This window comes from Bradyrhizobium sp. B025 (assembly GCF_042257955.1).
Lineage (GTDB): Bacteria > Pseudomonadota > Alphaproteobacteria > Rhizobiales > Xanthobacteraceae > Bradyrhizobium > Bradyrhizobium diazoefficiens.
The window spans coordinates 5,239,933-5,259,872 of sequence record NZ_CP170150.1; the positions used below are offsets into that span (position 1 = coordinate 5,239,933).

Genomic DNA, 19,940 nt, shown 5'->3' on the forward strand with positions numbered 1-19,940 from the left:
CCACCTTACGCATCCGGTTCGGTTTGCGCACTGTAGAAGCGCTGGATCAGCAGGCCGCCGAAGGCGATGAACCACACGAAGGGTGCGACGTGCGGCGCAAACGCCGCCACGATCGTGCCCGGGATGAACACGAGCAGCGGAAACAGCGATGCCATGATCTCATGGCGCCAGCCGCCCAGGATCGTCCACCACAGCCAGGCATTGAGGCCGGCGATCGCGGTTAGGTGCAAGCCGTAGAGCACGGCAACGGCGCTGCTCATGGCGTAGTTGGTATAGAGGCCGTTGGTCACCGGCAGCAGCACGATCGAGAGCAGGAAGAACAGGTTGAGGATCACCGCGCCGCGGCTGCCCACCGGCTGGCGCGCCAGCCGCCGGTGATGGCTGATCCAGAACACCCCGGCGATGATGAAGCTGAGCGCAAAGCCGGCAAGCTTGCCGGAATAGACATGGGCGAGATCGCTCCAGCCGGGTGCGCCGGTGAAGACGGCGGCCTTGGGCAGATCGTAGGCCAGGAGCGTCATGGCGACACCAAAGATGGTGTTGCTGAGCGACTCCAGCCGCCGCATCTCGAACTGGTCGGGCTTGAGCTCGGTCATGCCGGGCGCGCTCTTCTCGGGCTGGAACCTTGGGCCGTCTTTTCCCTAGGTGCTAAATAAGGTTCCGTCCAGCCGCATTGCGATTCGCGAGCAGATCGCCGAATCTCACGGTTTCACCGGGGCGATTCGTGGCAACATATCTGGACACGCTCAATGCGGAGCAGCGCCGCGCCGTCGAGCATGGCGTGGCCGATGGCGCGACCGTCGGCGCGCCCCTGCTCGTCATCGCCGGTGCCGGCTCGGGCAAGACCAACACGCTGGCCCATCGCGTCGCCCATCTGATCGTTGCGGGTGCCGATCCGCGCCGCATCCTGTTGATGACATTCTCGCGCCGCGCCGCGGCCGAGATGGCCGGCCGCGTCGAGCGGATCGCCCGAAAGGTGCTCGGGGAGAACAACGCCGCGATCATGCGCGATGCGCTGACCTGGGCCGGCACGTTCCATGGCATCGGCGCGCGCCTCTTGCGCGAATATGCCGAGCGGATCGGCGTCGATCCCGCCTTCACCATCCACGACCGCGAGGATTCCGCCGACCTGATGAATTTGGTTCGGCACGAGCGCGGCCTGTCCAAGACCGAGAGCCGCTTTCCAGCCAAGGGCACGTGCCTGTCGATCTACTCCCGCTGCGTCAACGCCGAGATGGAGATCGAGAAGGTGCTGGGACAGCACTATCCCTGGTGCGTGGGCTGGGCCGCCGAGCTGAAGGGCCTGTTCGCGGCTTACGTCGAGGCCAAGCAGGCCCAGCACGTGCTCGATTACGACGACCTCCTGCTCTACTGGTCGCAGATGATGAGCGACGCGCTGATCGCCGAAGAGATCGGCGGCCGCTTCGATCACGTGCTGGTCGACGAATATCAGGACACCAACCGCCTGCAATCCTCGATCCTGCTGGCGCTGAAGCCCGACGGACGCGGCCTCACCGTGGTCGGCGACGACGCGCAGTCGATCTACTCGTTCCGCGCCGCCACCGTGCGCAACATCCTGGAGTTTCCGCAAAGCTTCTCGCCCCGCGCCGAGATGATCACGCTCGACCGCAACTACCGCTCGACGCAAGCCGTACTGGCGGCGGCCAACGGTGTCATTGGGCTCGCGCGCGAGCGATTTACCAAGAACCTCTGGACCGACCGCACCTCCGCGCGAAAGCCGCAACTCGTCACCGTGCACGACGAGGCTGACCAGGCGCGCTACATCGTCGAAGAGGTGCTGGCCAACCGCGAGCAAGGCGCGCTCTTGAAGCACCAGGCGGTGCTGTTCCGGACGTCCTCGCATTCGGGACCGCTGGAAATCGAGCTGACCCGCCGCAACATCCCGTTCGTAAAGTTCGGCGGGCTGAAGTTTCTCGACGCCGCGCACGTCAAGGATGTGCTGGCGATGCTGCGCTTCGCCGAAAACCCGCGCGACCGCGTTGCGGGCTTCCGCATCCTGCATCTGTTGCCCGGCATCGGCCCCGCGACCGCGCAGCGCGTGCTCGACCAGATGGCGGAGAGCGCCGATCCGCTTGCTGCACTCGGCCAGCTCCCGGTGCCGCCGCGCACCGGCGCGGACTGGACCGACTTCGTCCGCACGACCCAGAATCTGCGCTATTCGGAATGGCCGGCGGATCTCGAGCGCGTGCGGCTCTGGTACGAGCCGCATCTCGACCGCATCCACGAGGAGTCCGAGACGCGTCGCGCCGATCTGATGCAGCTCGAGCAGATCGCGAGCGGCTACGCCTCGCGCGAAAAGTTTTTGACCGAGCTCACGCTCGATCCGCCGGACGCGACCAGCGACAAATCCGGGCCACCGCTCCGCGACGAGGACTATCTGATCCTCTCCACCATCCATTCCGCCAAGGGCCAGGAATGGAAGTCGGTATTCGTGCTCAACGTCGTCGACGGCTGCATGCCCTCCGATCTCGGTGCCGGCACCAGCGCCGAGCTCGAGGAGGAACGCCGCCTGCTCTATGTCGCGATGACGCGCGCCAAAGACGATCTCCATCTCGTCGTGCCGCAGCGCTTCTTCACCCACGGCCAGGCCGCCAAGGGCGACCGCCACGTCTACGCCTCGCGCACCCGCTTCATCCCGGAGCAGCTGGTCTATCTGTTCGAGCGCACCGCCTGGCCCAAAGCCGCCGCCGGCGGAGCCCGTACCGCGGCGCAAGGGCCGAAGATCGACATCGGCGCGCGCATGCGCGGGATGTGGCGGTAAGGCCGACTACGCGTTCAGCCTGTCGAACTGGACCTTGCCGGCCTTCAGCACCAGCGGAATGTGCTCACCCTGGCCGAGCAGGCAGGCGACATCGCGCAGCGGGTTGCCGTCGACCACCAGCAGGTCCGCGATGGCCCCGGGGGCGATCCGGCCGAGCTTGCCCTCCATGCCGAGCACCTCGGCACCAATCACCGTGGCGCTGGCGATGACGGCGCGCGGGCCGAGAATCTCGGCGCGGATGCGGAATTCATCGCTCTGGAGACGCTGGGACGGCCCGAGCAGATCGCTGCCGAACCCCATCTTCACGCCGGCATCGCGATAGATCGCGAGCGAACGGAGACCCGCGTCGCGGACATCGGCGATCTTGGCGACGCTCTCCGGCGGCAGGCCATATTGAGCGCCCTCGTTGGCCAGCGCCTCATAGGTGACGAGCGTCGGCACCACATAGGCGCCCTTCTCGGCCATCAGGCGCGCGGTCGGCTCATCCACGAGATTGCCGTGCTCGATGGTGCGCACGCCGCAGCGAACCGCGCGCGCGATGGCGGCGGCGGTGTAGGCGTGGGCCAGCACATAGGTCTGGCGCCCGCGCGCTTCCTCGACGATGGCGCGGATCTCGTCCTCGGAATAGCCGAAGGCGCCGACCGGGTCGGTCGGCGAGGCAACGCCGCCGGAGGCCATGATCTTGATCTGGTCGGCGCCCATCTGGAGCTCCTCGCGCGCGGCCCTGCGCACGCCGTCGACGCCGTCGGCGACGCGCGCCAGCGCGCCGACGCGCACGCAGCACGGACATGGTGCGTCGCTCGCCAGATAATCCGAGCGCGCCCGCATGTCGCCGTGGCCGCCGGTCTGGCTGAGCGCGCGGCCGGAGACGAACAGCCGCGGGCCGTCGGTGAGACCGGTCTCGATCGCCTGCTTCAGCGCATGGCCGGCGCCGCCGGCATCGCGGACGGTGGTGAAGCCACGCCGCAGCATGCCGCGCAGCAGCAGCGTCGCGCGCAGCGTCACCAGCACGTTGGGCATGTGCACCTGCTGCGCCAGATTGAGCTCGACCGCCACCGCATGCACATGCAGGTCGATCAGGCCGGGCATCAGCGTCTTGCCCTTCAGATCGATGGTCCGGTCGGCGGTGACCTGGAGCGGCCGGTCCGAGACCTCCTTGATCAAATTGTCTTCGACCAGCACGTGATGTCCGTCCATCAGGTCCGCCTGGAGCGGATCGAGCAGAGCGGCGTTCTTGAAGAGGATGCGGGGCATCGCGGGCGTCCTGTCAGAAGTGGGCCGGCGCAAGCAATGCCGGCAATGTGAGCTGAGCAAAGGGAAGGCACGCGGCGACATCATCCTCGCCGTACCAGCCCGCCTCATGAAGCAGATTGAGCGAGCCGAGCGTACGTCCGCGCCAGCGCACAGGCATGTTGAGCACGCTCTCGCAGCCGAGCGAGGCGATCAGCTCGTGGTCGGAGAACACCATGCGCAGATCGGCCTGTGTGCGGCCGATATAGGCCTCGCCGCGATCGAGCACGGCCTCGGTCCACGGGCCCGGCGCGAGGCGCTTGCGTCCGCCGGTCGGATATGGGCCGGGGAGATTGGAATAGATCCGCGCCGCTTCACCGCTGTCGCCGTCATAGGTCAGGATCGTGAACAGCTTGTGCCCGATCGCCGACTTCACGGCTTCGTCCAGCGCCGCGAACAGCGCATCCGGCTGATCGACCCTGCCCTGCGCCGCCGCGACGGCACAGAGCAGCGGATCGGCCTGGCGTTTGGTCCGCGTCATGCAACTTCACCCGCCGCGATCTCTTCCAGCGAACGGCCGCGGGTCGGCACGCCCATCAGCACGACGGTCACCGCCCCGAGCAGCAGCACGGTGGTGGTGACGCCGAACACGCCGGCGAAGCCGAAATTGGGATAGAGATAGCCGACCAGGATCGGCGAGACGATCGCGCCGATGCGGCCGATCGCGGAGGCAAGGCCGGCACCGGTGGTCCTGACCGGCGTCGGGAACACCTCGGCGGTATAGGCATAGACGCCCGCATAGGTGCCGTTCATGAACAGGGACAGGAAGATTCCCGCCGCCATGATCTGCTGGTCGCTCTGCGCGAAGGCGAGCCCGAGCGCGCTGGCGCCGCCGAGCACCATGTAGGTCGCGATCGTCGCCTGCCGGCCGATACGCTCGTTGAAATACGCGGCGCTGAAATAACCGGGGATCTGCGCGCAATAGATCGCGATCGAATAGGCGAAGCTCTTGGTGATGCTCATGCCGTTCTGAACCAGCAGGCCGGGGATCCAGACGAAGAAGGAATAATAGCTGAAGGTGATCGCCAGCCACATGATCCAGGTCATGATGGTGATGCGCGCCTGCCGGCCTGCGAGGAGCGCGGCGAAATTGGCGAGCAGCGTTCCGGTCGCGCCCTGCGGCGCGACGGCTTCGACGACCGGCTGCGGCAGGACATGGCCCTGGCGCGCAAAGCCCGCCTCGATCGTGTCCAGCAAGGCTTCGGCTTCCTTCTCCCTGCCGCGGCTTTCGAGCCAGCGCGGCGATTCGGGCAAGGCCCTGCGCCACCACAACAGCATGACGACCGGCACCGCGGTGATGACCAGCACGATGCGCCAGCCGTTCTCATAGGCGGGCACGATGAAGTAGCCGAGCAGCGCCGCCGCAACGAAGCCGAAGGAGAAGAAGCCGGCCAGTGCGCCGGTGAAGCTGCCGCGGTAGCGCCGCGCGACGAACTCCGCGAGATAGGGCGCGATGATCGCGCTCTCCGCGCCGGTGCCCATGCCTGCGACGACGCGGGCGGCAAAGAAGGACGGCCATGTATCGACCATCGCACTCACGATGGACGCCGCGCAATACAGCGCAAGCGCGGACATCATCACGGCGCGGCGGCCGATCAGGTCACCCAGCGTGCCCGCCAGCAACGCGCCGAACAGGAAGCCGATATAGGTGCTGCTGCCGAGCACGCCGATCTGCACGCTCGACAGATTCCACGCGGTGCGCAGCACCGGCAGGATGAAGGCCAGCACCGCCGCATCCATCGCGTCGAACATGTAGCCGAGCCCGCCCATCAGTAGCAGATGCTTGTGGAAGCGAGCGAACGGAAGGCGCTCGATGCGCGCCGATATCATCGACATGAAAGTCCCCTCAGTCTGGCGGCCCGGCGCACCGCGTGTCCCTCAGGGAACCATAGACAAGGAGATATTATCGTCATAATTTATAATCATGATCTAATATATCACTGTGGTGAATGTTCGTGTCCTTCCGTGCACTCGACCTCAACCTCTTGAAAGTCTTCGAGGCGCTGATGACCGAGGGCAGCGTCACGCGCGCGGCGAGCGCGCTGACGATGACCCAGCCCGCGGTCAGCAACGCGCTGGCGCGGCTGCGCGACGCGCTCGGCGATCCCCTGTTCGTGAGATCCGGCACCGGCATCCGTCCCACCCAGCGCGCCGTGGTGCTGTGGGAGCCGATCGGCGAAGCGCTGGAAAGCGTGCGTGGTGCGCTCGACGAGCAGGTGTTCGATCCCGGCCGCGCGCAGACCGAGTTCAGCCTGTCGATGTCGGACTACGTCTCCTCGCTCGTGATGCCGGACCTCCTCGGCCATCTCGGCAAGGTCGCGCCCAAGGCGCGGGTCCATACCGTCCCCAACACCATCCTGGAGATCGCCGACCAGCTCGAGGACAACAGGGTCGACTGCGTCATGAGCGTCTATGTCAACGAGGCGCAACAACCGGCCGCCATTCGCTCGCGCTCGCTGTGGACCGTCGACTATGCCTGCTTCATGCGGCGCGGCCATCCGCTCGCGGGCATGAAGCGCCTCAGCACGCGAACTTTCCTCAACGCGGGCCACGTCGATGTGAGCCTCGCGGGCAAGACCATGCCGTCCTACGACCTCTTCCTCGCCTCGCGCGGGCTGTCACGCAACCTGGTCGCGACCGTCAATCACTACAGCGCCGCCTACGAGGTCGTGCGCCAGTCCGACCTGATCGCCGTGCTGCCGAGCGACCTGCGTTCGCAATCAAGGCATGCGCCGTTGCTGCACGCCATGCCGCTTCCGCTTCAGGCGCCGCCGCGCATCGTCAGCCTGTTCTGGCACCAGCGCAACGACACTGTGCCGGCGCAGCGCTGGCTGCGCGAGACCCTGGTCGAGATGTTCGCCAGATCCGATTGAACCCGCCGGCGTGATGCAAAACCGGAAACCGTGCCTTTCCCGGAGCGGCATTGCCGAAGCGGCCTCCGCGCCCTAGCTGCACGGCGAGCCATTTCCTCCCACATGACGGGCGCCGCCCGCGTCCTGCAGAGACCCGATCGATGACCGCATCGCTTCAATTCGGACTGGATACCTTTGGCGACGTCACCAGGGACGCCGACGGCGCCATGCTTTCCCATGCGCGGGTGATCCGCAACGTCGTCGATGAGGCGGTGCTGGCCGACGAGCTCGGCCTCGACTTCATCGGGCTCGGCGAACATCACCGCGCCGATTTCGCGATCTCCTCGCCCGAGACCGTGCTCGCCGCGATCGCATCGCGCACCAGGCGCATCCATCTCGGCTCGGCCGTGACGGTGCTGAGCTCGGACGATCCGATCCGCGTCTTCCAGCGCTTTGCCACGCTCGATGCGCTCTCCAACGGGCGCGCCGAGGTGATCCTCGGCCGCGGCTCGTTCACGGAATCCTTTCCGCTGTTCGGCTTCGACCTGCGTTCTTACGAAGCGCTGTTCGAGGAGAAGCTCGATCTGTTCGCGGCGCTGCTGTCGCAGAAGCCGGTGACATGGCACGGCAAGCTGCGCCCGCCACTGAAGGATCAGCTGGTCTATCCCCCTGTCGAGAACGGCCAGCTCAAAACCTGGATCGGTGTCGGCGGCAGCCCGCAATCCGTGGTCCGCGCGGCGCATTACGACCTGCCTTTGATGCTGGCGATCATCGGCGGCGATCCCGCGCGCTTTGCGCCTTACGTCGATCTCTATCACCGCGCCTTCAAGGAATTCGGCCGCCCGGCCCAGCCGATCGGCGTGCACTCGCCCGGCTATGTCGCGGAAACGGATGAAGAGGCGCGCGAGGAGCTCTGGCCCGACTACAAGGCCATGCGCGATCGCATCGGCAAGGAACGCGGCTGGCCGCCGATGGGCCGCGACGAATACGTGAGCGAAGCCGAGCACGGCTCGCTCTATGTCGGCTCGCCGGAAACCGTGGCGCGCAAGATCGCGGCGACCGCGAAGGCGCTCGGGATTTCACGGTTTCAGTTGAAATATTCGGCCGGCCCCCTGCCGCACGAGAAGCTGATGAAGAGTATCGAGCTTTATGGGCGCAAGGTGGTGCCGATGGTGCGGGAGATGATGGGGTAAGATAGCGACGTTCGCCTCAGTCCGTCTTCGCCCTGCGGGCTTCGCCGGACACCACGCTTTGCCTTTCAGGCATCACGTGGCTACGCCACGCGTAGCCCGAAGGGCGAAGCGTGGTGGGGGAGGCAGGACTCGAACCTGCGAAGCCATGAGGCGGCTGATTTACAGTCAGCTCCCTTTGCCACTCGGGACACTCCCCCGCTCGACGGCAGCACAATCGGGCCGGACCTTGCCGGCGACCGAGAACGGCCATGGAACGTGAAGGCCGCGACAGCCCGGATGGGGGCGCGACCGGGCGCGTTTATGGGCGATGCGGTGGGGCAAAGTCAACCGAGGCGAACAGCTAAAATCGCCCTCGGAGGCGCTCAAATTGCCATATTACGGGACCCGTGACACAAGCGAGCCCATGAAGGATCGAAAATTCACCTCCAAGGGCTCCCGCGGCGGGGCTAAGCCCTTCAACAGGCCCGGGAAATCGGCCGGCCGGCCGGCCTGGCGCGACCGTGATTCGGCATCCGACGGGCCGGTCATCCTCTATGGCTGGCACAGCGTCACCATGGCGCTGCAAAACCCGGCGCGGCGGATCCGCAAGCTGACGCTGACCGAGAACGCCGCAAGGCGCCTCGCCGAAGAGAATATCGAGACCCGCGTCACGCCCGAGATCGTCCGGCCCCAGGAGATCGACCGCCTGCTGTCGCCCGACGCCGTGCATCAGGGCCTGCTCGCCGAGGCCGATCCCCTGCTCTCACCCGACATCGAGACCTTGACGCCGGAGGGCATGGTGCTGGTGCTCGACCAGATCACCGATCCGCACAATGTCGGCGCCATCCTACGCTCCGCCGCGGCCTTCGCGGTGAAGGCGATCGTCACCACCGCGCGCCACAGCCCGGAAGCGACCGGCGTGCTCGCGAAAGCCGCCTCCGGCGCGCTCGAGCTGGTGCCCGTCGTGACGGTGCAAAACCTCGCCCGCGCGCTGACCGCGCTGAACGAGCGCGGCTTCCAGACCGTCGGGCTCGACAGCGAAGGCAGCGAGGACCTCTCAAACGTCGCACTGCGCGAACCGCTGGCGCTCGTGCTCGGCGCGGAAGGAAAAGGCCTGCGGCAATTGACGCGCGAGACCTGCAGCGTCGTGGCGCGGCTCGACATGCCCGGCGAGATCAAGAGCCTCAACGTCTCCAACGCAGCCGCACTCTCGCTCTATGTCGGCGCGAGCCGGCTCGGGCTGATGAAGCGGTAGCTGCGGCCGCGGACGCAACTACGCTCCCTCGCCCCGCAAGCGAAGAGACACAAACAAGAAACGCCCGTCCGCATGACGCGGACGGGCGCTTCGAAAAACTCAACCGATCAAGTGATCAGTAGTAGCGGCGCAGCACGCGGTGGCCGCCATAGTACGGCGCGGGCGCGTGGCGATGGGCGTAACCATAGCGCGGGCCGTAGCCGTAATGCACGCGCGGCAGATAGCCGTAGCGCGGGCCATAGCCGTAGCGATACGGACGGTAGTACGGGCGGTGATAGGGATAGGCGGCGGCGCGATAGCCATAACCATAGTTGGCGGGGGCGACGACCGCGTCCTCACGATAGGTCGGATACGGCGCGAAGGCGCCCGGGCCGGTGTAGGTCGGACCCTGGTTGACGTAGTAATACTGCGTGGTCGGCTCGGCGAGACGCTCATAGGCGCCATAGCCATAGCCGTAACCGCCGCAACCGGTGTTGCAGCCGGAATAGACGGGCGCAACCGGCTGGCACGGATTGAAGCCGCAAGCCGCGGCCGGCGCGGCCCCGACGAACATCACGGCAGCCGCCGCGACCAGTCCCGAAATCATCTGACGCATTACTCTCTCCTGTTGATTTCCGTATCTCGGATTTTTGACGTTTCTTAACCCGGCGGCTTGCCGGGCACCTCGGCACGCGGCCGGGGCCGACGATGCTGCGGATTCACATTGATCTCCGGCGCCAGGATCACCGGCGGCGGATCGGCGGGCACGTCCATCTGCGGCGGCAGCGGCGCCGATTGCGCGCCCCAGCTCTGGTGGTAGCTCTCGGCCGCCTTCGGCAATCTGCGGTTCGCGGGCGGCTCGACCTCGAGCCGGCCGTAGCCGGGCCGCAGGCCCAGTGTCGGATAATAATGGCCGACGTCGTCGGGCTGCCGCTCGGCGATATAGCGTCCGCCATAGATCGTCGGCTGTACCTGGACGTTCTTGCCGAGGCCCCAGACACCTTCGACGACGCTATAGGACGCGTCGATGCCATTGATGATGATCGGCACGCCGGGGCGGCCGGGCACGACGATATCGAAGCCGCCGCCGGCAAACGCCGTCGCGGGCAGTCCGATCAGAAAGGCTGCGAGCGCCAGAGCGCGCATGGTGGGATCCCGGTTGTCTGGAACACAACCTAACCGATCGCGGCACAGAGAGGGTTAAGGCCGGCTCACCAAATGCCGGTAAGCCTAACGCGCAAGGGGCGCGGGCCGCTCAAATGCCGCAAGCTGCGCTAGCGAAGCGTTAACGCGGCGCAAGCTCGCGGCAGGTGCCGGAGCGAGCAAGGTTGCGTGGCACAAACTTCACATCCTGGGCGGGCTCACGTCGATGTGACCTCACAGGCGAGAATCCGCGGAACGACTGCCAGAGGTCGCACTTAGCACAGGTCTCAACAACATGGAGAAAATGCCATGACGAGCCTGAAGCTTCTTGGCTTGGCCGCAATCGTTGCGTCCACGCTGGCAACACCGGCCTTCGCGCAAGCGACAGTCGACAATTCGGGCCGCTGCACGGGGCTCTTCCAGGATCCCAATTGCCAGAATCTCGGTCCCGGCAATGCGACCGCCGACCGCGCCTATCGCCGCCGGCACATGGCCCGCGGCCAAGTGAATCCGAATGATGGAACACAATCGGGCTTCTGGCCGCTCGACACCGCGGGCGCGGTGGCTGGTGCGGCAGTCGGCACCGCCGCAACGATTGCGGCTGCACCGTTCCAGGGCTGGGGCAATTCCTACGCGCGCTATGACAGCGGCGGCCCCGCCTGGTACGGCAACTGGGACGCCTACGCAGCCCGCAACGGCATCGTGTGCAGACCCGGCACATGGTTCAAGGGCGAAGACGGACGGCGGCACCTCTGCCAGTAAGGCCCCGGCCATCAGGCTGAAAGCTTGCAGGCGGCCCGACGGGCCGCCTGTTTCTTGCCGGCGAAACGCCACTGCCAGGTTCTGGCACTTTCCGACCAAGTCTGATATTGCGACGCCCGAGCGGGCGGACAGCTCCGGCACATGCCGAGCCCTGCCCCGCGTCGCCGGCTTAGCTCAGCGGTAGAGCAGCGGTTTTGTAAACCGAAGGTCGGGGGTTCAATCCCCTCAGCCGGCACCAGCGCTCGAGGCGGGAGCACTCAGTCCGAATTCTTCTGCGCGCTGCTCTGCTGGAAATGCTGGGCGCCGGTGATTTCCACCCAGGCATGTTTCGACTGCTCGAAAGCCGATCTGATCGGTGCCGGATAGTTTGGATCCGCGATGGCGCCAACGGCGACGCCGATCATCGCAGGCAGATTGTCGGGTTTCCACCAGACCGTTGAACCGCAGTCGGGACAAAAATAGTTGCGGACCTTGCCGCCGCTTGCGGCTGTGCGGACGTATTCCTTCGACGCGCCTGAGATCGTGACGGCCTCTGCCGGATAGAAGGCACCGACACCGAACGGCGCGCCTGTTCGCCGCTGGCAGTCAATGCAATGGCAGGCAGCGACGAGGCTTGATGGCCCCGGAAGCGACAGCGCAAGGGCGCCGCAATTACATCGGGCGTCGATCATCGAAATTCCTTCCTCTGGGTTGGCCGGCGGGTCCTGCGGCCCGGATGGAGTGGAGCGCAATCCGGGACGGTGTTCCCGCATTCCGCTGCTTGGAGCGCGCTACGAAAGAGCTGTGCCCGTGTTTGAGATGCGAGTTGGATTGACCATGACTTCTCATCTTGCTCCGTTACTGCGAGCGCAGCGAAGCAATCCAGACTGTCATCGCGGAAAGACTTTGCGGTTGCTTCGCTACGCTCGCGATGACGAGTTGGTGGAGCGATGCACCTATGCTCGCCCTCACTCCTTCCCGACCTCGAACGCCAGCAGCACGTTGCCGGCCACGCCGCTCCACTGGCCGTAGCCGGAATTGGTGTAGAGCATGCCGCCGGCGATAACCGGCCCGGGGCCGTCGATCGCGCCGCCATGGGCGGGAACGCCGTTCACGGCCGTATAGTCTCGCGCGGTATCGAACTCCCACAGCAGCTTGCCGTCGGCTATAGCGTAGGCGCGCAGGAAGCCGCTGACGCCGCCGGAGAACACGACGCCGGGGATCAGGCTGACCGCCGCCGACAGCGCGGGGCTGCATTGGAGGCGATCGCCGCAGGCGACGGGAGGCACTTCCATCGCAATCTTCCCGCTGGCGAGATCGAGACCGAACAGGCCGCCGCCTTGGGTGGAATCCAGCCGCCGCGTGCCATCGCGCAGGAAACGCACGTCGGAGTTCGCGACGTAGATGCGGTCCTGGTCGGCGGCCGAGCCCCATTCGCTGCCGCCGAGCGCACCGCCCTTCCCGATCCGCGTCTGCCACAGGATCTTGCCGCCATCATCCGGGTCGAGCGCGTGCACGACGCCGGACTTCTGCGCGATGGCAAGAACACGCCTGCCGTCGCGCAAGGTCACGAGGATCGGCGACTGGCCGAAATCGTGATCGGGGCCGTGCTCGTCAGGACAATTGGTCCTGTCCGCGCCGTAGCATGCCACGATGAAGGCGTCCTTCGGGGTCGCCTGCTGCTTCCAGAGCAGCTTTCCGGTCGCAAGCTCGAACGCGAGGATCGCATCGGCGGTTGCGGCCGGCGGATTCGAGTAGGAATTGCTGGTCGCGACGTAGACGGCGTTACGCTTCGGATCGATCGTCGGTGCCGACCAGACCGCGGCGCCGGACGGGCCGAACAGCTGCGTACCTTTCGTATTCTTGCCGGTCGGATGCGGCACTTCCGGGATCGTGTAGGCCTGCCACACCGGCTTGCCGGTCACAGCCTCCAGCGCCACCACGCTGCCGCGGAAAGTGCAGCATTCGTAACTGGCTTGCGAGCCGGCGGCCTCCTCGAGCGAGGACACCGGGACGTAGAGCACGCCGGAGTGCAGCGTCGGTGCGCCGGTGATGCGCGCGGCCGGATGCTCCTCGACCTTCGTTTTCCAGATCAGTGCACCGGTCAGCGCGTTCACGGCATAGGCATTGGCGCGCAAGTCACCGAAGAAGATCACGAACTGATCGGTGCCGGGAAGCGGCGCGAAGCTGATCGCTGCGCGCACCGCGGCATCGGTCGCGAATGTCCACAGCGTGCAGCCGCTTCGCGCATCGAGCGCGTGCACCTTGCGGTCGGTGCCGCCGATGAACAGCAGGCCGCCCATGATCGTCGGCGGCGCAAAGGACACCGAGGCGCCGGGAAAGGCGTAAGCCCATTTCAGCCGCAGGCGCGGCACCTCTTCCGCGGTCAGCCCCGCCATGTCGGCCGGCTGGAAGCGGCTGTTGCCAGCGTCGACGCCCCACCCGTTCCAGCGTGGACCGTCAAGCGGCTCTGGAAAGCCGCGGACCTGCTGCGTGCAGCGTCCTTCTGCATCGGCTGCGACGCCGCCGGTCGCAGTCTTGCCAGTGACGAAGGAAGCAATCGCGCGGCGTTCCTCGTCGCTGCGCTCCTTCGCCATCGCGGCCATGCTGCCGGTGGTCAGTGTCCCCAGCACATGATCGAACGACATTCCCTGCATGGCGCTACGGCCCGGCACACGGCTTTGGGCATCGCCGCCATCGTGACATTGCGCGCAGTGGCTTGCGTAGAGCGCAGCGCCCTCCTGCTGCGCCAGCGCCGGCGCGCAGCACCAGATCAGCATGGCGGCAATCGCAACACTCGGTCTCATGGCGTGCTCCGGAATCGTCACCGCAACGCGAGATGGCTTCATGCAACCCAAAGTGTAGCGCGACGGCATTCGCGGAGGCAACGGGCGTCCCGCGTGCGTCCGTCACATCCCCGTGGCAATGCGGATGCGATCGGGCAATTCATCCAGCCGCCAGAGCCCGAGGCTCTTGTCGCGCCAGCCACCGCCGCCCTCCTCGCAGCGCTCGTTGATCAGTTCGCGCGGCGCCGGCCAGTTGAACGGCGCCGTCGCCATGTTCAGCGCGCGCCAGTCGCCGTCCTCGCAGTCGCGATTTGCATCCCATTCGGGAAACGTCGTGACCAGCAGGAAGCGCGCGCCGCTCGCACGAAAGTTCGTGACGGCGCGAGCGATGTTATCGAAGCTCAAATGAACCAGGCAGTCACGGCACAGGATCAGGTCGACGGCCGGCAGCGCATCGCGCGTGATGTCTGCAATGAGAAAGCGGCCGGACAATTCACCGCGCGCCACACGCTCTTTGTTGGCCTCGATCAGCGACGGCACGATGTCGATGCCGGTGTAGTCGAGATCGAGCTTCATGCGGCCGATCCAGCCCGCATCGCCGCAGGGCGCATCCAGCAGCGAGCGCGCGCCGAGCCGTTGCAGCAGTGCAGGAAGCACGTCCCGGATCGCGGCGGTGGCGGGATCCTCCGAGCCGAGGCCCGAGACCGAGCCGGCCGCGCCCCACAGGTTCGTCTTCTCGATCCGCTCGAACCGCGCGGCGAGATCGAGGCCCGCGAAACTGTCACGGTCGGCAGCGAAGCGTTCGTGGGCGAGCACGGGCGGACGATTGGGGATCATCGGGCGGGACTCGCGTCAAGATTCCGTCGCAAGCACACTATACAGCCGACGCGTCGCCTCCGAAATCTCCCTCGCGCGAGTTCGCTGATGATTACCCGACGAACGGCCATGACCGGCATCGCCGCGCTGCTGACGTCTATCCCTGCACACGGTGCACCAGGCGAACAGTTCAGCGTCACCTCCGGCAATGACAGCCTGCCCGTGTCACGTTACGCGGCGACGGTGGCCGGGAAGCGCCCTGCCGTGATTGTGCTGCACGGGTCCGGCGGCATCGAGCTTAGGCTCCGCGCCTACGAGCGATATGCGGATGCGCTGTCCGCCAAGGGCATCGACGTCTATTTTCTCCGCTATATGACACCGGCCGATACGGCCGCGCTGGCGCCGAAGTCCAGCACGCGTGAGAGCCGCGATGCCTTTGACACGTCGCGGTTCGACGATTGGGCCGACACGGTCTCCGCCACCGTGACGGCCATCGTGGGCCGGTCCGACAGTTCCGGGCGCATCGGCCTGCTCGGCTTCTCGCTGGGCGGCTACGTCGCCGCCGACACCGCCGCGCGGGACACGCGTATCGCCGCACTCGCGGTGCTCTATGGCGGCATGCCCGATGCTATGGCCGCCAAAATCAAGCACCTGCCGCCCCTGATCGCATTGCATGGCGAGGCGGACAGGAACGTACCGGTTGCGAAGGGACGGCAACTGGTCGCGCTCGGCAAGTCGGTCGGCGCCGAGGCCGAATTCGTACCCTATCCAGGCAAAGCCCACGGCTTTGATTTCTCCGACCCCGACCCGATGACGTCCGATGCGATCGATCGCGTCACACGGTTCTTCCAGGCAAGGCTCGTTGCCTGACCGAGGCGGGTCACGAAGACGGCTCCTGACCGCAGATTGGACTGGCGTTCAACATGAGGTAGCATGCACCCCGCATGCCTCCCGCCACTGCCCGAGAGAAGGCCAGGATCGCCGCCGGCGCGATTACGGCCGTCGTCATGACGGCCATGCTGTTCGTCATCGCGCTAGCGTTGCTGCTGCCGCAATAGAGACTCTTGGCGCGGCGGATGCCGCCGCGCGGACTCAGGCGGCACGCACCGTCCGGAGGAATTTTCCGACCTCGTCCTTCAGCCGGTTGCTGTCGGTCGCCAGCATCTTTGCGGTCGAGAGCACCTGCAAGGAGGCCGAGCCGGTTTCGGCCGCGCCGCGCTGCACGTCGGTGACGTTCGAGGAGACCTGCTGGGTGCCGTGGGCGGCCTGCTGCACGTTGCGCGAGATCTCCTGGGTCGCGGCGCCCTGCTCCTCGACCGCCGCGGGAATGGTCGAGGACACTTCCGAGAGCCGCTCGATCGTCGGGGAGATGTCGCGGATCGCGTTCACCGATTCCTGGGTCGCGGTCTGGATGCCGGAAATCTGCAGGCTGATCTCGTTGACCGAGGAGGACAGCTCTTCCGTGGCGGTAGCAACCGACTGCACGGACCATGTCGCGGCGACGCTGCTCGGCCGCCTGCTTCTCGGCTTCGGCCTGCGCCGCCTTGAGCCGCTCCACTTCGAGTCCGTTGGACTTGAACTCTTCGACCGTCCTGGCCACGTCGCCGATCTGGTGCGGAACCAAGCACGTACGTCGCTCGTTCTTGCCCCATGCGGATCAGGGCAGACCATCGAGACATATTCTTGCTGGGGGCGGTGACGCTGTGCTGCGTCGTCGTAGCCGGCGCTCTTGCGCTGTACGAGCCCGTCTTTGGACAGGCTCCGGAGAGGCAGGTCGCCGACAGCAGGCCGGTCGAGGCCGCAGCCCCGGCGGCGGTCCGGGTGGTCGGTGCGCCCTTCGTGCCCAACGTCAACCCGCGCGAGCGATAGCACTCACCTCTGGGATGTGCCCTTCGGAGACGTGCCCTCGCCCTCCCCGGGCTGGCCATGGGCCCGCGCCAATTCCTCGGCGAACGCTATCACCTCCGCCCGCTTGTCGGGCGGCAGCGACAGGAACGCGCGAACGAGCCTCAATCCTTCGGCTTCATCCGCCTGCTCTTTTCCGGCATCCATCCGCCCACTGTCGGGCGACCGGGAAAAATATGCAATCCCTCGGAGGATATCTTCTTGATTCGTCCCTCGAGCTTTGGTGGAGTACCCCTAACGGGGGTGGCCCATGAAGTGGATCCGAGAGCGCGACGCATTGATCGCGCAGACACTGGCCTTCGTCCAATCGGTAACCGGCAAGAAGGATGACCTCCATCCGCCGGAAAGCCCGCCTGCTGCATTCGCGGTGACCACGGAAATCGTGACCGTGCAGGCCATCGCGATCGAAACCGACCCGCCACCGGCCGTATCTCCGCCCGCCCCTCAAGCTCGGCCCGTCCAGGTCCCGCCGCCCCGCACGGGTGGCGATTTCCGTACCGAGATGCAGGCCAGGATCGCAAATTTCCGCAAGCATCAGGAGCGGTTCGAGCGCGAGCGCGAGGAATATTGTGCGGCGACCCTGACAAAAGTCCGCGCCGCCATCCGCGACGCCGGCCCTCGTCCACCGGCCGCCAAGTAAGGCAGGCCGTCCGTCTGGGGACCTACAGCCAGGACCAAACCAGCCAGAGATTGGCTGCGCAGGCGCCGAGCAGCGCCACCGTCAGCGGCAGGAGCATGTGCCCGCAGGAGGTTTTCAGGTCGCTCGTCATGGCCGAAAACATCCGCTGATTCCGGCCGGAGAGTCCCAGGGATTCTTTTTTTGGAGATTCAGGACTCGTTTACGACTCAAGGACTCCGGGCACCGCGATCACGGCGCCGTGATCAACCGCCGGCCGGAACCCCTCGCCATTGAAGTCGTTAACGCGCTTTCCGGGAGCGGGAAGAATGCCCTACGCCTTGTTTTGCAACGATGCCCAGATCAGCAAGGCCTATCCTGATGAGTCCGACGTCTGGAAATTGGCGCAGCGGAGCGGTCTCGTCGTGGATGTCAGCGCCGACGACAACCGTGCCGGGCCGCGGCGTGTGCTCGACAACGACTACGAGATTAAGCCCTGCCGGGCAGCGCAGGGCGAGGACCCCGCCACGAACAAGGCGGAGGCCGAGCGCCAGTCCAGGATAGAGCTTCAGTTGAATTTGTGAGGTCGGGCCGGAAGCCGGGGTTCAGGGCGTCGCGGTCGCCAGCGATGCCTGCTCGCCGGCCAGCGCCACGCAGGCCTTGCGGCGGTGCAGCCCGCGGATCGCGCCGGTGACCTTCAACACCTTGCCGGACGGACAGGACGCGTCCTTGACGAAGGCCACCTCGTAAGGTGCCAGCATCAGAGGCTCGGATTTGAGGATTGTTTGAGCAGTGCACGGCCCGCCGACGAAGCACACGAGCACCGCTGCCGACACCAAGATACGCATGACCGTCGTCCCACCAGCCCGATAATTCTCATATAACGCGTTCCGGAGCGCGAGTTCCGTAAGCGGCAAAAATTATTTTTGCTTTACGCCAGCCCCATGACACGCGTGAGAAGGCGCGCGCCGGAATGTTTGCTTGCAAATGACGCGCCAGATGGTTCACGCAAAGCAAAGAACCGGCCGCCAGCACGGGCCGGCACACGAGAAAAGGCCGGCGGGAGCCGGCCTTTGTCAGAGCTGGGATTGCCGCTGGCGGGTCAGTAGCGCGAGGCTGACGGACCACCCCAGCCGAAGCGGTAGTTCACACCGACCTTGACGGTATGCTCGTCCTCCCGGCCGCGGACGCCGACGATGTCGGCCGGCCCGGAGGTGAAGGTGGTGCTGCCGAAATTGTAGTACTGGTACTCGGCCTTGGCCGACCAGCTCGGCGCGAACATGTATTCGAGGCCGGCACCGACGGTGTAGCCGTCCTTGTTGTTACCGGTGGCGGTGAAGCCCTGCGGCACGCCGGCGACGTTGACGCCAAGGCCGCCATTGCGCCAGGCGTAACCACCCTTGGCGTAGACCAGCGCCGGACCCCAGGTGTAGCCGATCCGGCCTGTCACCGACCCGAGCTGGTCGGTATTGGACGTCACCTGCGTTCCCAGCGGGAACGTGACACCGTTGTTGTTGGTCGGCAGCCAGGAATACTGAGCCTCGACACCGACGACCCAATTGGGCGCGAACTGGTAGTCGAAGCCACCCTGCACACCGCCGAGGAAGCGGGCGTCGCTCGACTGGAAGCTGCTGTCGCCGGCGAACGCGCCGCCAACATGGCCGCCGATGTAGAACCCGGTCCAGTTGTAGATCACCTGCGGCGGCGTATAGGCCGGTGCCTTGGTATAGGCGCGCGGCTGCATGTCGGCCGCTGCGGCCGGCGCGGCCAGCGCAAGCAGAGCGACTGCGCCCAGCAAGATCGTTTTCATGATCATCCCCGTTCTTTCAAATTCGACACTCAGGAAACAACGTGGCGTGAATTAGGTTGCTTCGCGGCGATGCCGGAACGTTGATCGTTCGCTACTGTGACGGGGTGGCAACATCGCGATTTTGTTCCGTCACGTTGCCCTGCACCGGCTGTTTTGTCGCCTGCGCAAGGCTTGCCGTAACAATCTGTCGCAAGGCGAACCCGCCCCGTTCAAAGCTCGCCAAAATGTGATCCAGCGGCTCCGGCGACTGCAGTCCTAGCACCAGCCGATGAAGGCGGGCTTTGCGCTACCGCATCATCTTTTCCAGTTCCGGAAAGGGTGCGTAAACCGCACCGGTACAGAGCTCGCTGGCGCGATCGAGAACACGGTCGGCCCGTCCGTTGACGAAGACGACGGCGCGCTCGCGCATGCCCTTGTAGCTGCCGTCGGTCTCGCGGGGCGTGAAGCGCAGGCAGCTCACGTAGAACTGCCGGCCGCCGAGCTCGCGCAACACCGGCTCGGCCATGCCGGCCTCGCGCACGCCGACCGGATTGTTGAGGTAAGTGCGCATCAAGGCGAGTGTGTCGCTGCGGAAATTGTCGGGAAACGGCTGCGGCCCTCCGGCCTGGCTTCCCTCCATCAGGGATGGACGGTCACCGTCGCTGCCGAAACACGCTGCGAGCGCCAGCGGCAATGCCAGGATCAATAGCAGGCTCACCGCACGTTTCGCCAATCGCCCCACAGGTCACGCTCTCCGCTCGCTCAGACTCGGAGATGTTCTAGCCCCAAGGTTGCACGAAGGGAATTCGCTTGC

At 66.0% G+C, this 19,940-nt stretch carries 22 protein-coding genes, 2 tRNA genes and 1 pseudogene; 10 read left to right on the forward strand and 15 right to left on the reverse strand.

The window, feature by feature from the left end:
• Positions 1-5 precede the first annotated feature (5 nt).
• Entirely contained in the window at positions 6-596 is a 591-nt protein-coding gene (locus ACE10W_RS24455) for a TMEM175 family protein (protein WP_028176002.1), read from the reverse strand.
• 128 nt (positions 597-724) lie between these two features.
• Between ACE10W_RS24455 and ACE10W_RS24460 the strand changes: the two genes are divergently transcribed.
• Positions 725-2,782: an ATP-dependent helicase gene (locus ACE10W_RS24460; RefSeq protein WP_370204484.1), complete on the forward strand. Its 2,058-nt coding sequence runs from the start codon at positions 725-727 to the stop codon at positions 2,780-2,782.
• A gap of 6 nt (positions 2,783-2,788) precedes the next feature.
• Here the strand turns inward: ACE10W_RS24460 and ACE10W_RS24465 are convergent, their stop codons facing one another.
• Genes ACE10W_RS24465 through ACE10W_RS24475 form a run of 3 tightly spaced genes read right to left on the reverse strand, consistent with a single transcriptional unit; the run spans position 2,789 to position 5,908 of the window.
• Positions 2,789-4,036 carry an amidohydrolase family protein gene (locus ACE10W_RS24465; RefSeq protein ID WP_370204485.1) on the reverse strand — a complete coding sequence of 416 codons (1,248 nt, stop codon included), beginning with the start codon at positions 4,034-4,036 and terminating at the stop codon, positions 2,789-2,791.
• A gap of 13 nt (positions 4,037-4,049) precedes the next feature.
• A complete protein-coding gene (locus ACE10W_RS24470) occupies positions 4,050-4,553 on the reverse strand; it encodes a GAF domain-containing protein (protein WP_097532325.1) in 504 nt (167 codons plus the stop codon).
• On the reverse strand, positions 4,550-5,908 hold the full coding sequence (locus tag ACE10W_RS24475) for an MFS transporter (protein WP_028175998.1): 1,359 nt from the start codon (positions 5,906-5,908) through the stop codon (positions 4,550-4,552). Before ACE10W_RS24475 ends, ACE10W_RS24470 begins: the two co-directional genes overlap by 4 nt.
• Positions 5,909-6,021: 113 nt before the next feature.
• On the opposite strand from ACE10W_RS24475, the gene ACE10W_RS24480 reads away from it, so the two are divergent.
• Both ACE10W_RS24480 and ACE10W_RS24485 read left to right on the forward strand, forming a co-directional pair.
• On the forward strand, positions 6,022-6,945 hold the full coding sequence (locus tag ACE10W_RS24480) for a LysR family transcriptional regulator (protein ID WP_028175997.1): 924 nt from the start codon (positions 6,022-6,024) through the stop codon (positions 6,943-6,945).
• A gap of 140 nt (positions 6,946-7,085) precedes the next feature.
• Positions 7,086-8,117 (forward strand): LLM class flavin-dependent oxidoreductase, encoded by a 1,032-nt coding sequence (locus ACE10W_RS24485; protein ID WP_370204486.1) that lies wholly within the window; start codon positions 7,086-7,088, stop codon positions 8,115-8,117.
• A 111-nt stretch (positions 8,118-8,228) separates the two neighbouring features.
• Here ACE10W_RS24485 and ACE10W_RS24490 read toward each other — a convergent pair.
• Positions 8,229-8,314: transfer RNA gene (locus ACE10W_RS24490), tRNA-Tyr, on the reverse strand.
• 206 nt (positions 8,315-8,520) lie between these two features.
• Here ACE10W_RS24490 and rlmB point away from each other — a divergent pair.
• On the forward strand, positions 8,521-9,351 hold the full coding sequence (gene rlmB / locus ACE10W_RS24495) for a 23S rRNA (guanosine(2251)-2'-O)-methyltransferase RlmB (RefSeq protein ID WP_060908009.1): 831 nt from the start codon (positions 8,521-8,523) through the stop codon (positions 9,349-9,351).
• A 115-nt stretch (positions 9,352-9,466) separates the two neighbouring features.
• On the opposite strand, the gene ACE10W_RS24500 is transcribed toward rlmB, so the two are convergent.
• Positions 9,467-9,946: a hypothetical protein gene (locus ACE10W_RS24500; RefSeq protein ID WP_028175994.1), complete on the reverse strand. Its 480-nt coding sequence runs from the start codon at positions 9,944-9,946 to the stop codon at positions 9,467-9,469.
• A 44-nt stretch (positions 9,947-9,990) separates the two neighbouring features.
• Entirely contained in the window at positions 9,991-10,476 is a 486-nt protein-coding gene (locus tag ACE10W_RS24505) for a hypothetical protein (protein ID WP_182871998.1), read from the reverse strand.
• A gap of 306 nt (positions 10,477-10,782) precedes the next feature.
• Here ACE10W_RS24505 and ACE10W_RS24510 point away from each other — a divergent pair, with 306 nt between their 5' ends.
• Together ACE10W_RS24510 and ACE10W_RS24515 are read left to right on the forward strand one after the other, a co-directional pair.
• Complete coding sequence (locus tag ACE10W_RS24510) at positions 10,783-11,235, forward strand: hypothetical protein (RefSeq protein WP_011088250.1); 453 nt, start codon at positions 10,783-10,785, stop codon at positions 11,233-11,235.
• 163 nt (positions 11,236-11,398) lie between these two features.
• A tRNA-Thr gene (locus ACE10W_RS24515) sits at positions 11,399-11,473 on the forward strand.
• Between the two features lie 19 nt (positions 11,474-11,492).
• Here the strand turns inward: ACE10W_RS24515 and ACE10W_RS24520 are convergent.
• From ACE10W_RS24520 to ACE10W_RS24530, 3 genes are all read right to left on the reverse strand, one after another.
• Positions 11,493-11,906, reverse strand: coding sequence for a GFA family protein (locus ACE10W_RS24520; RefSeq protein ID WP_182871999.1), 414 nt, complete (start codon positions 11,904-11,906; stop codon positions 11,493-11,495).
• Positions 11,907-12,182: 276 nt separating this feature from the next.
• A complete protein-coding gene (locus tag ACE10W_RS24525; RefSeq protein WP_182872000.1) occupies positions 12,183-14,021 on the reverse strand; it encodes a PQQ-binding-like beta-propeller repeat protein in 1,839 nt (612 codons plus the stop codon).
• Positions 14,022-14,123: 102 nt separating this feature from the next.
• A complete protein-coding gene (locus tag ACE10W_RS24530; protein ID WP_182872001.1) occupies positions 14,124-14,837 on the reverse strand; it encodes a class I SAM-dependent methyltransferase in 714 nt (237 codons plus the stop codon).
• 108 nt (positions 14,838-14,945) lie between these two features.
• Here ACE10W_RS24530 and ACE10W_RS24535 point away from each other — a divergent pair, with 108 nt between their 5' ends.
• Positions 14,946-15,686 (forward strand): dienelactone hydrolase family protein, encoded by a 741-nt coding sequence (locus tag ACE10W_RS24535; RefSeq protein WP_182872002.1) that lies wholly within the window; start codon positions 14,946-14,948, stop codon positions 15,684-15,686.
• A gap of 222 nt (positions 15,687-15,908) precedes the next feature.
• On the opposite strand, the pseudogene ACE10W_RS24540 reads toward ACE10W_RS24535, so the two are convergent.
• Positions 15,909-16,253 (reverse strand): annotated as a pseudogene (locus ACE10W_RS24540) (methyl-accepting chemotaxis protein); the annotation flags it as partial.
• A 213-nt stretch (positions 16,254-16,466) separates the two neighbouring features.
• Between ACE10W_RS24540 and ACE10W_RS24545 the strand changes: the two are divergent.
• Entirely contained in the window at positions 16,467-16,685 is a 219-nt protein-coding gene (locus ACE10W_RS24545) for a hypothetical protein (RefSeq protein WP_038967516.1), read from the forward strand.
• A 3-nt stretch (positions 16,686-16,688) separates the two neighbouring features.
• On the opposite strand, the gene ACE10W_RS24550 is transcribed toward ACE10W_RS24545, so the two are convergent.
• Entirely contained in the window at positions 16,689-16,868 is a 180-nt protein-coding gene (locus ACE10W_RS24550; protein WP_028175886.1) for a hypothetical protein, read from the reverse strand.
• Positions 16,869-16,971: 103 nt separating this feature from the next.
• On the opposite strand from ACE10W_RS24550, the gene ACE10W_RS24555 reads away from it, so the two are divergent.
• Entirely contained in the window at positions 16,972-17,361 is a 390-nt protein-coding gene (locus ACE10W_RS24555; protein WP_182872004.1) for a hypothetical protein, read from the forward strand.
• Between the two features lie 305 nt (positions 17,362-17,666).
• On the forward strand, positions 17,667-17,921 hold the full coding sequence (locus ACE10W_RS24560) for a hypothetical protein (protein ID WP_011088256.1): 255 nt from the start codon (positions 17,667-17,669) through the stop codon (positions 17,919-17,921).
• Between the two features lie 21 nt (positions 17,922-17,942).
• Here the strand turns inward: ACE10W_RS24560 and ACE10W_RS24565 are convergent, their stop codons facing one another.
• The 3 genes from ACE10W_RS24565 to ACE10W_RS24575 form a co-directional block, all read right to left on the reverse strand.
• The gene (locus ACE10W_RS24565) at positions 17,943-18,185 is read right to left on the reverse strand and encodes a DUF6719 family protein (protein WP_011088257.1); all 243 of its coding nucleotides are present in this window, start codon (positions 18,183-18,185) and stop codon (positions 17,943-17,945) included.
• Between the two features lie 254 nt (positions 18,186-18,439).
• A complete protein-coding gene (locus ACE10W_RS24570; RefSeq protein ID WP_028175884.1) occupies positions 18,440-19,147 on the reverse strand; it encodes an outer membrane protein in 708 nt (235 codons plus the stop codon).
• 286 nt (positions 19,148-19,433) lie between these two features.
• Positions 19,434-19,868: a hypothetical protein gene (locus ACE10W_RS24575; RefSeq protein ID WP_182872005.1), complete on the reverse strand. Its 435-nt coding sequence runs from the start codon at positions 19,866-19,868 to the stop codon at positions 19,434-19,436.
• Between the last annotated feature and the right edge of the window lie 72 nt (positions 19,869-19,940).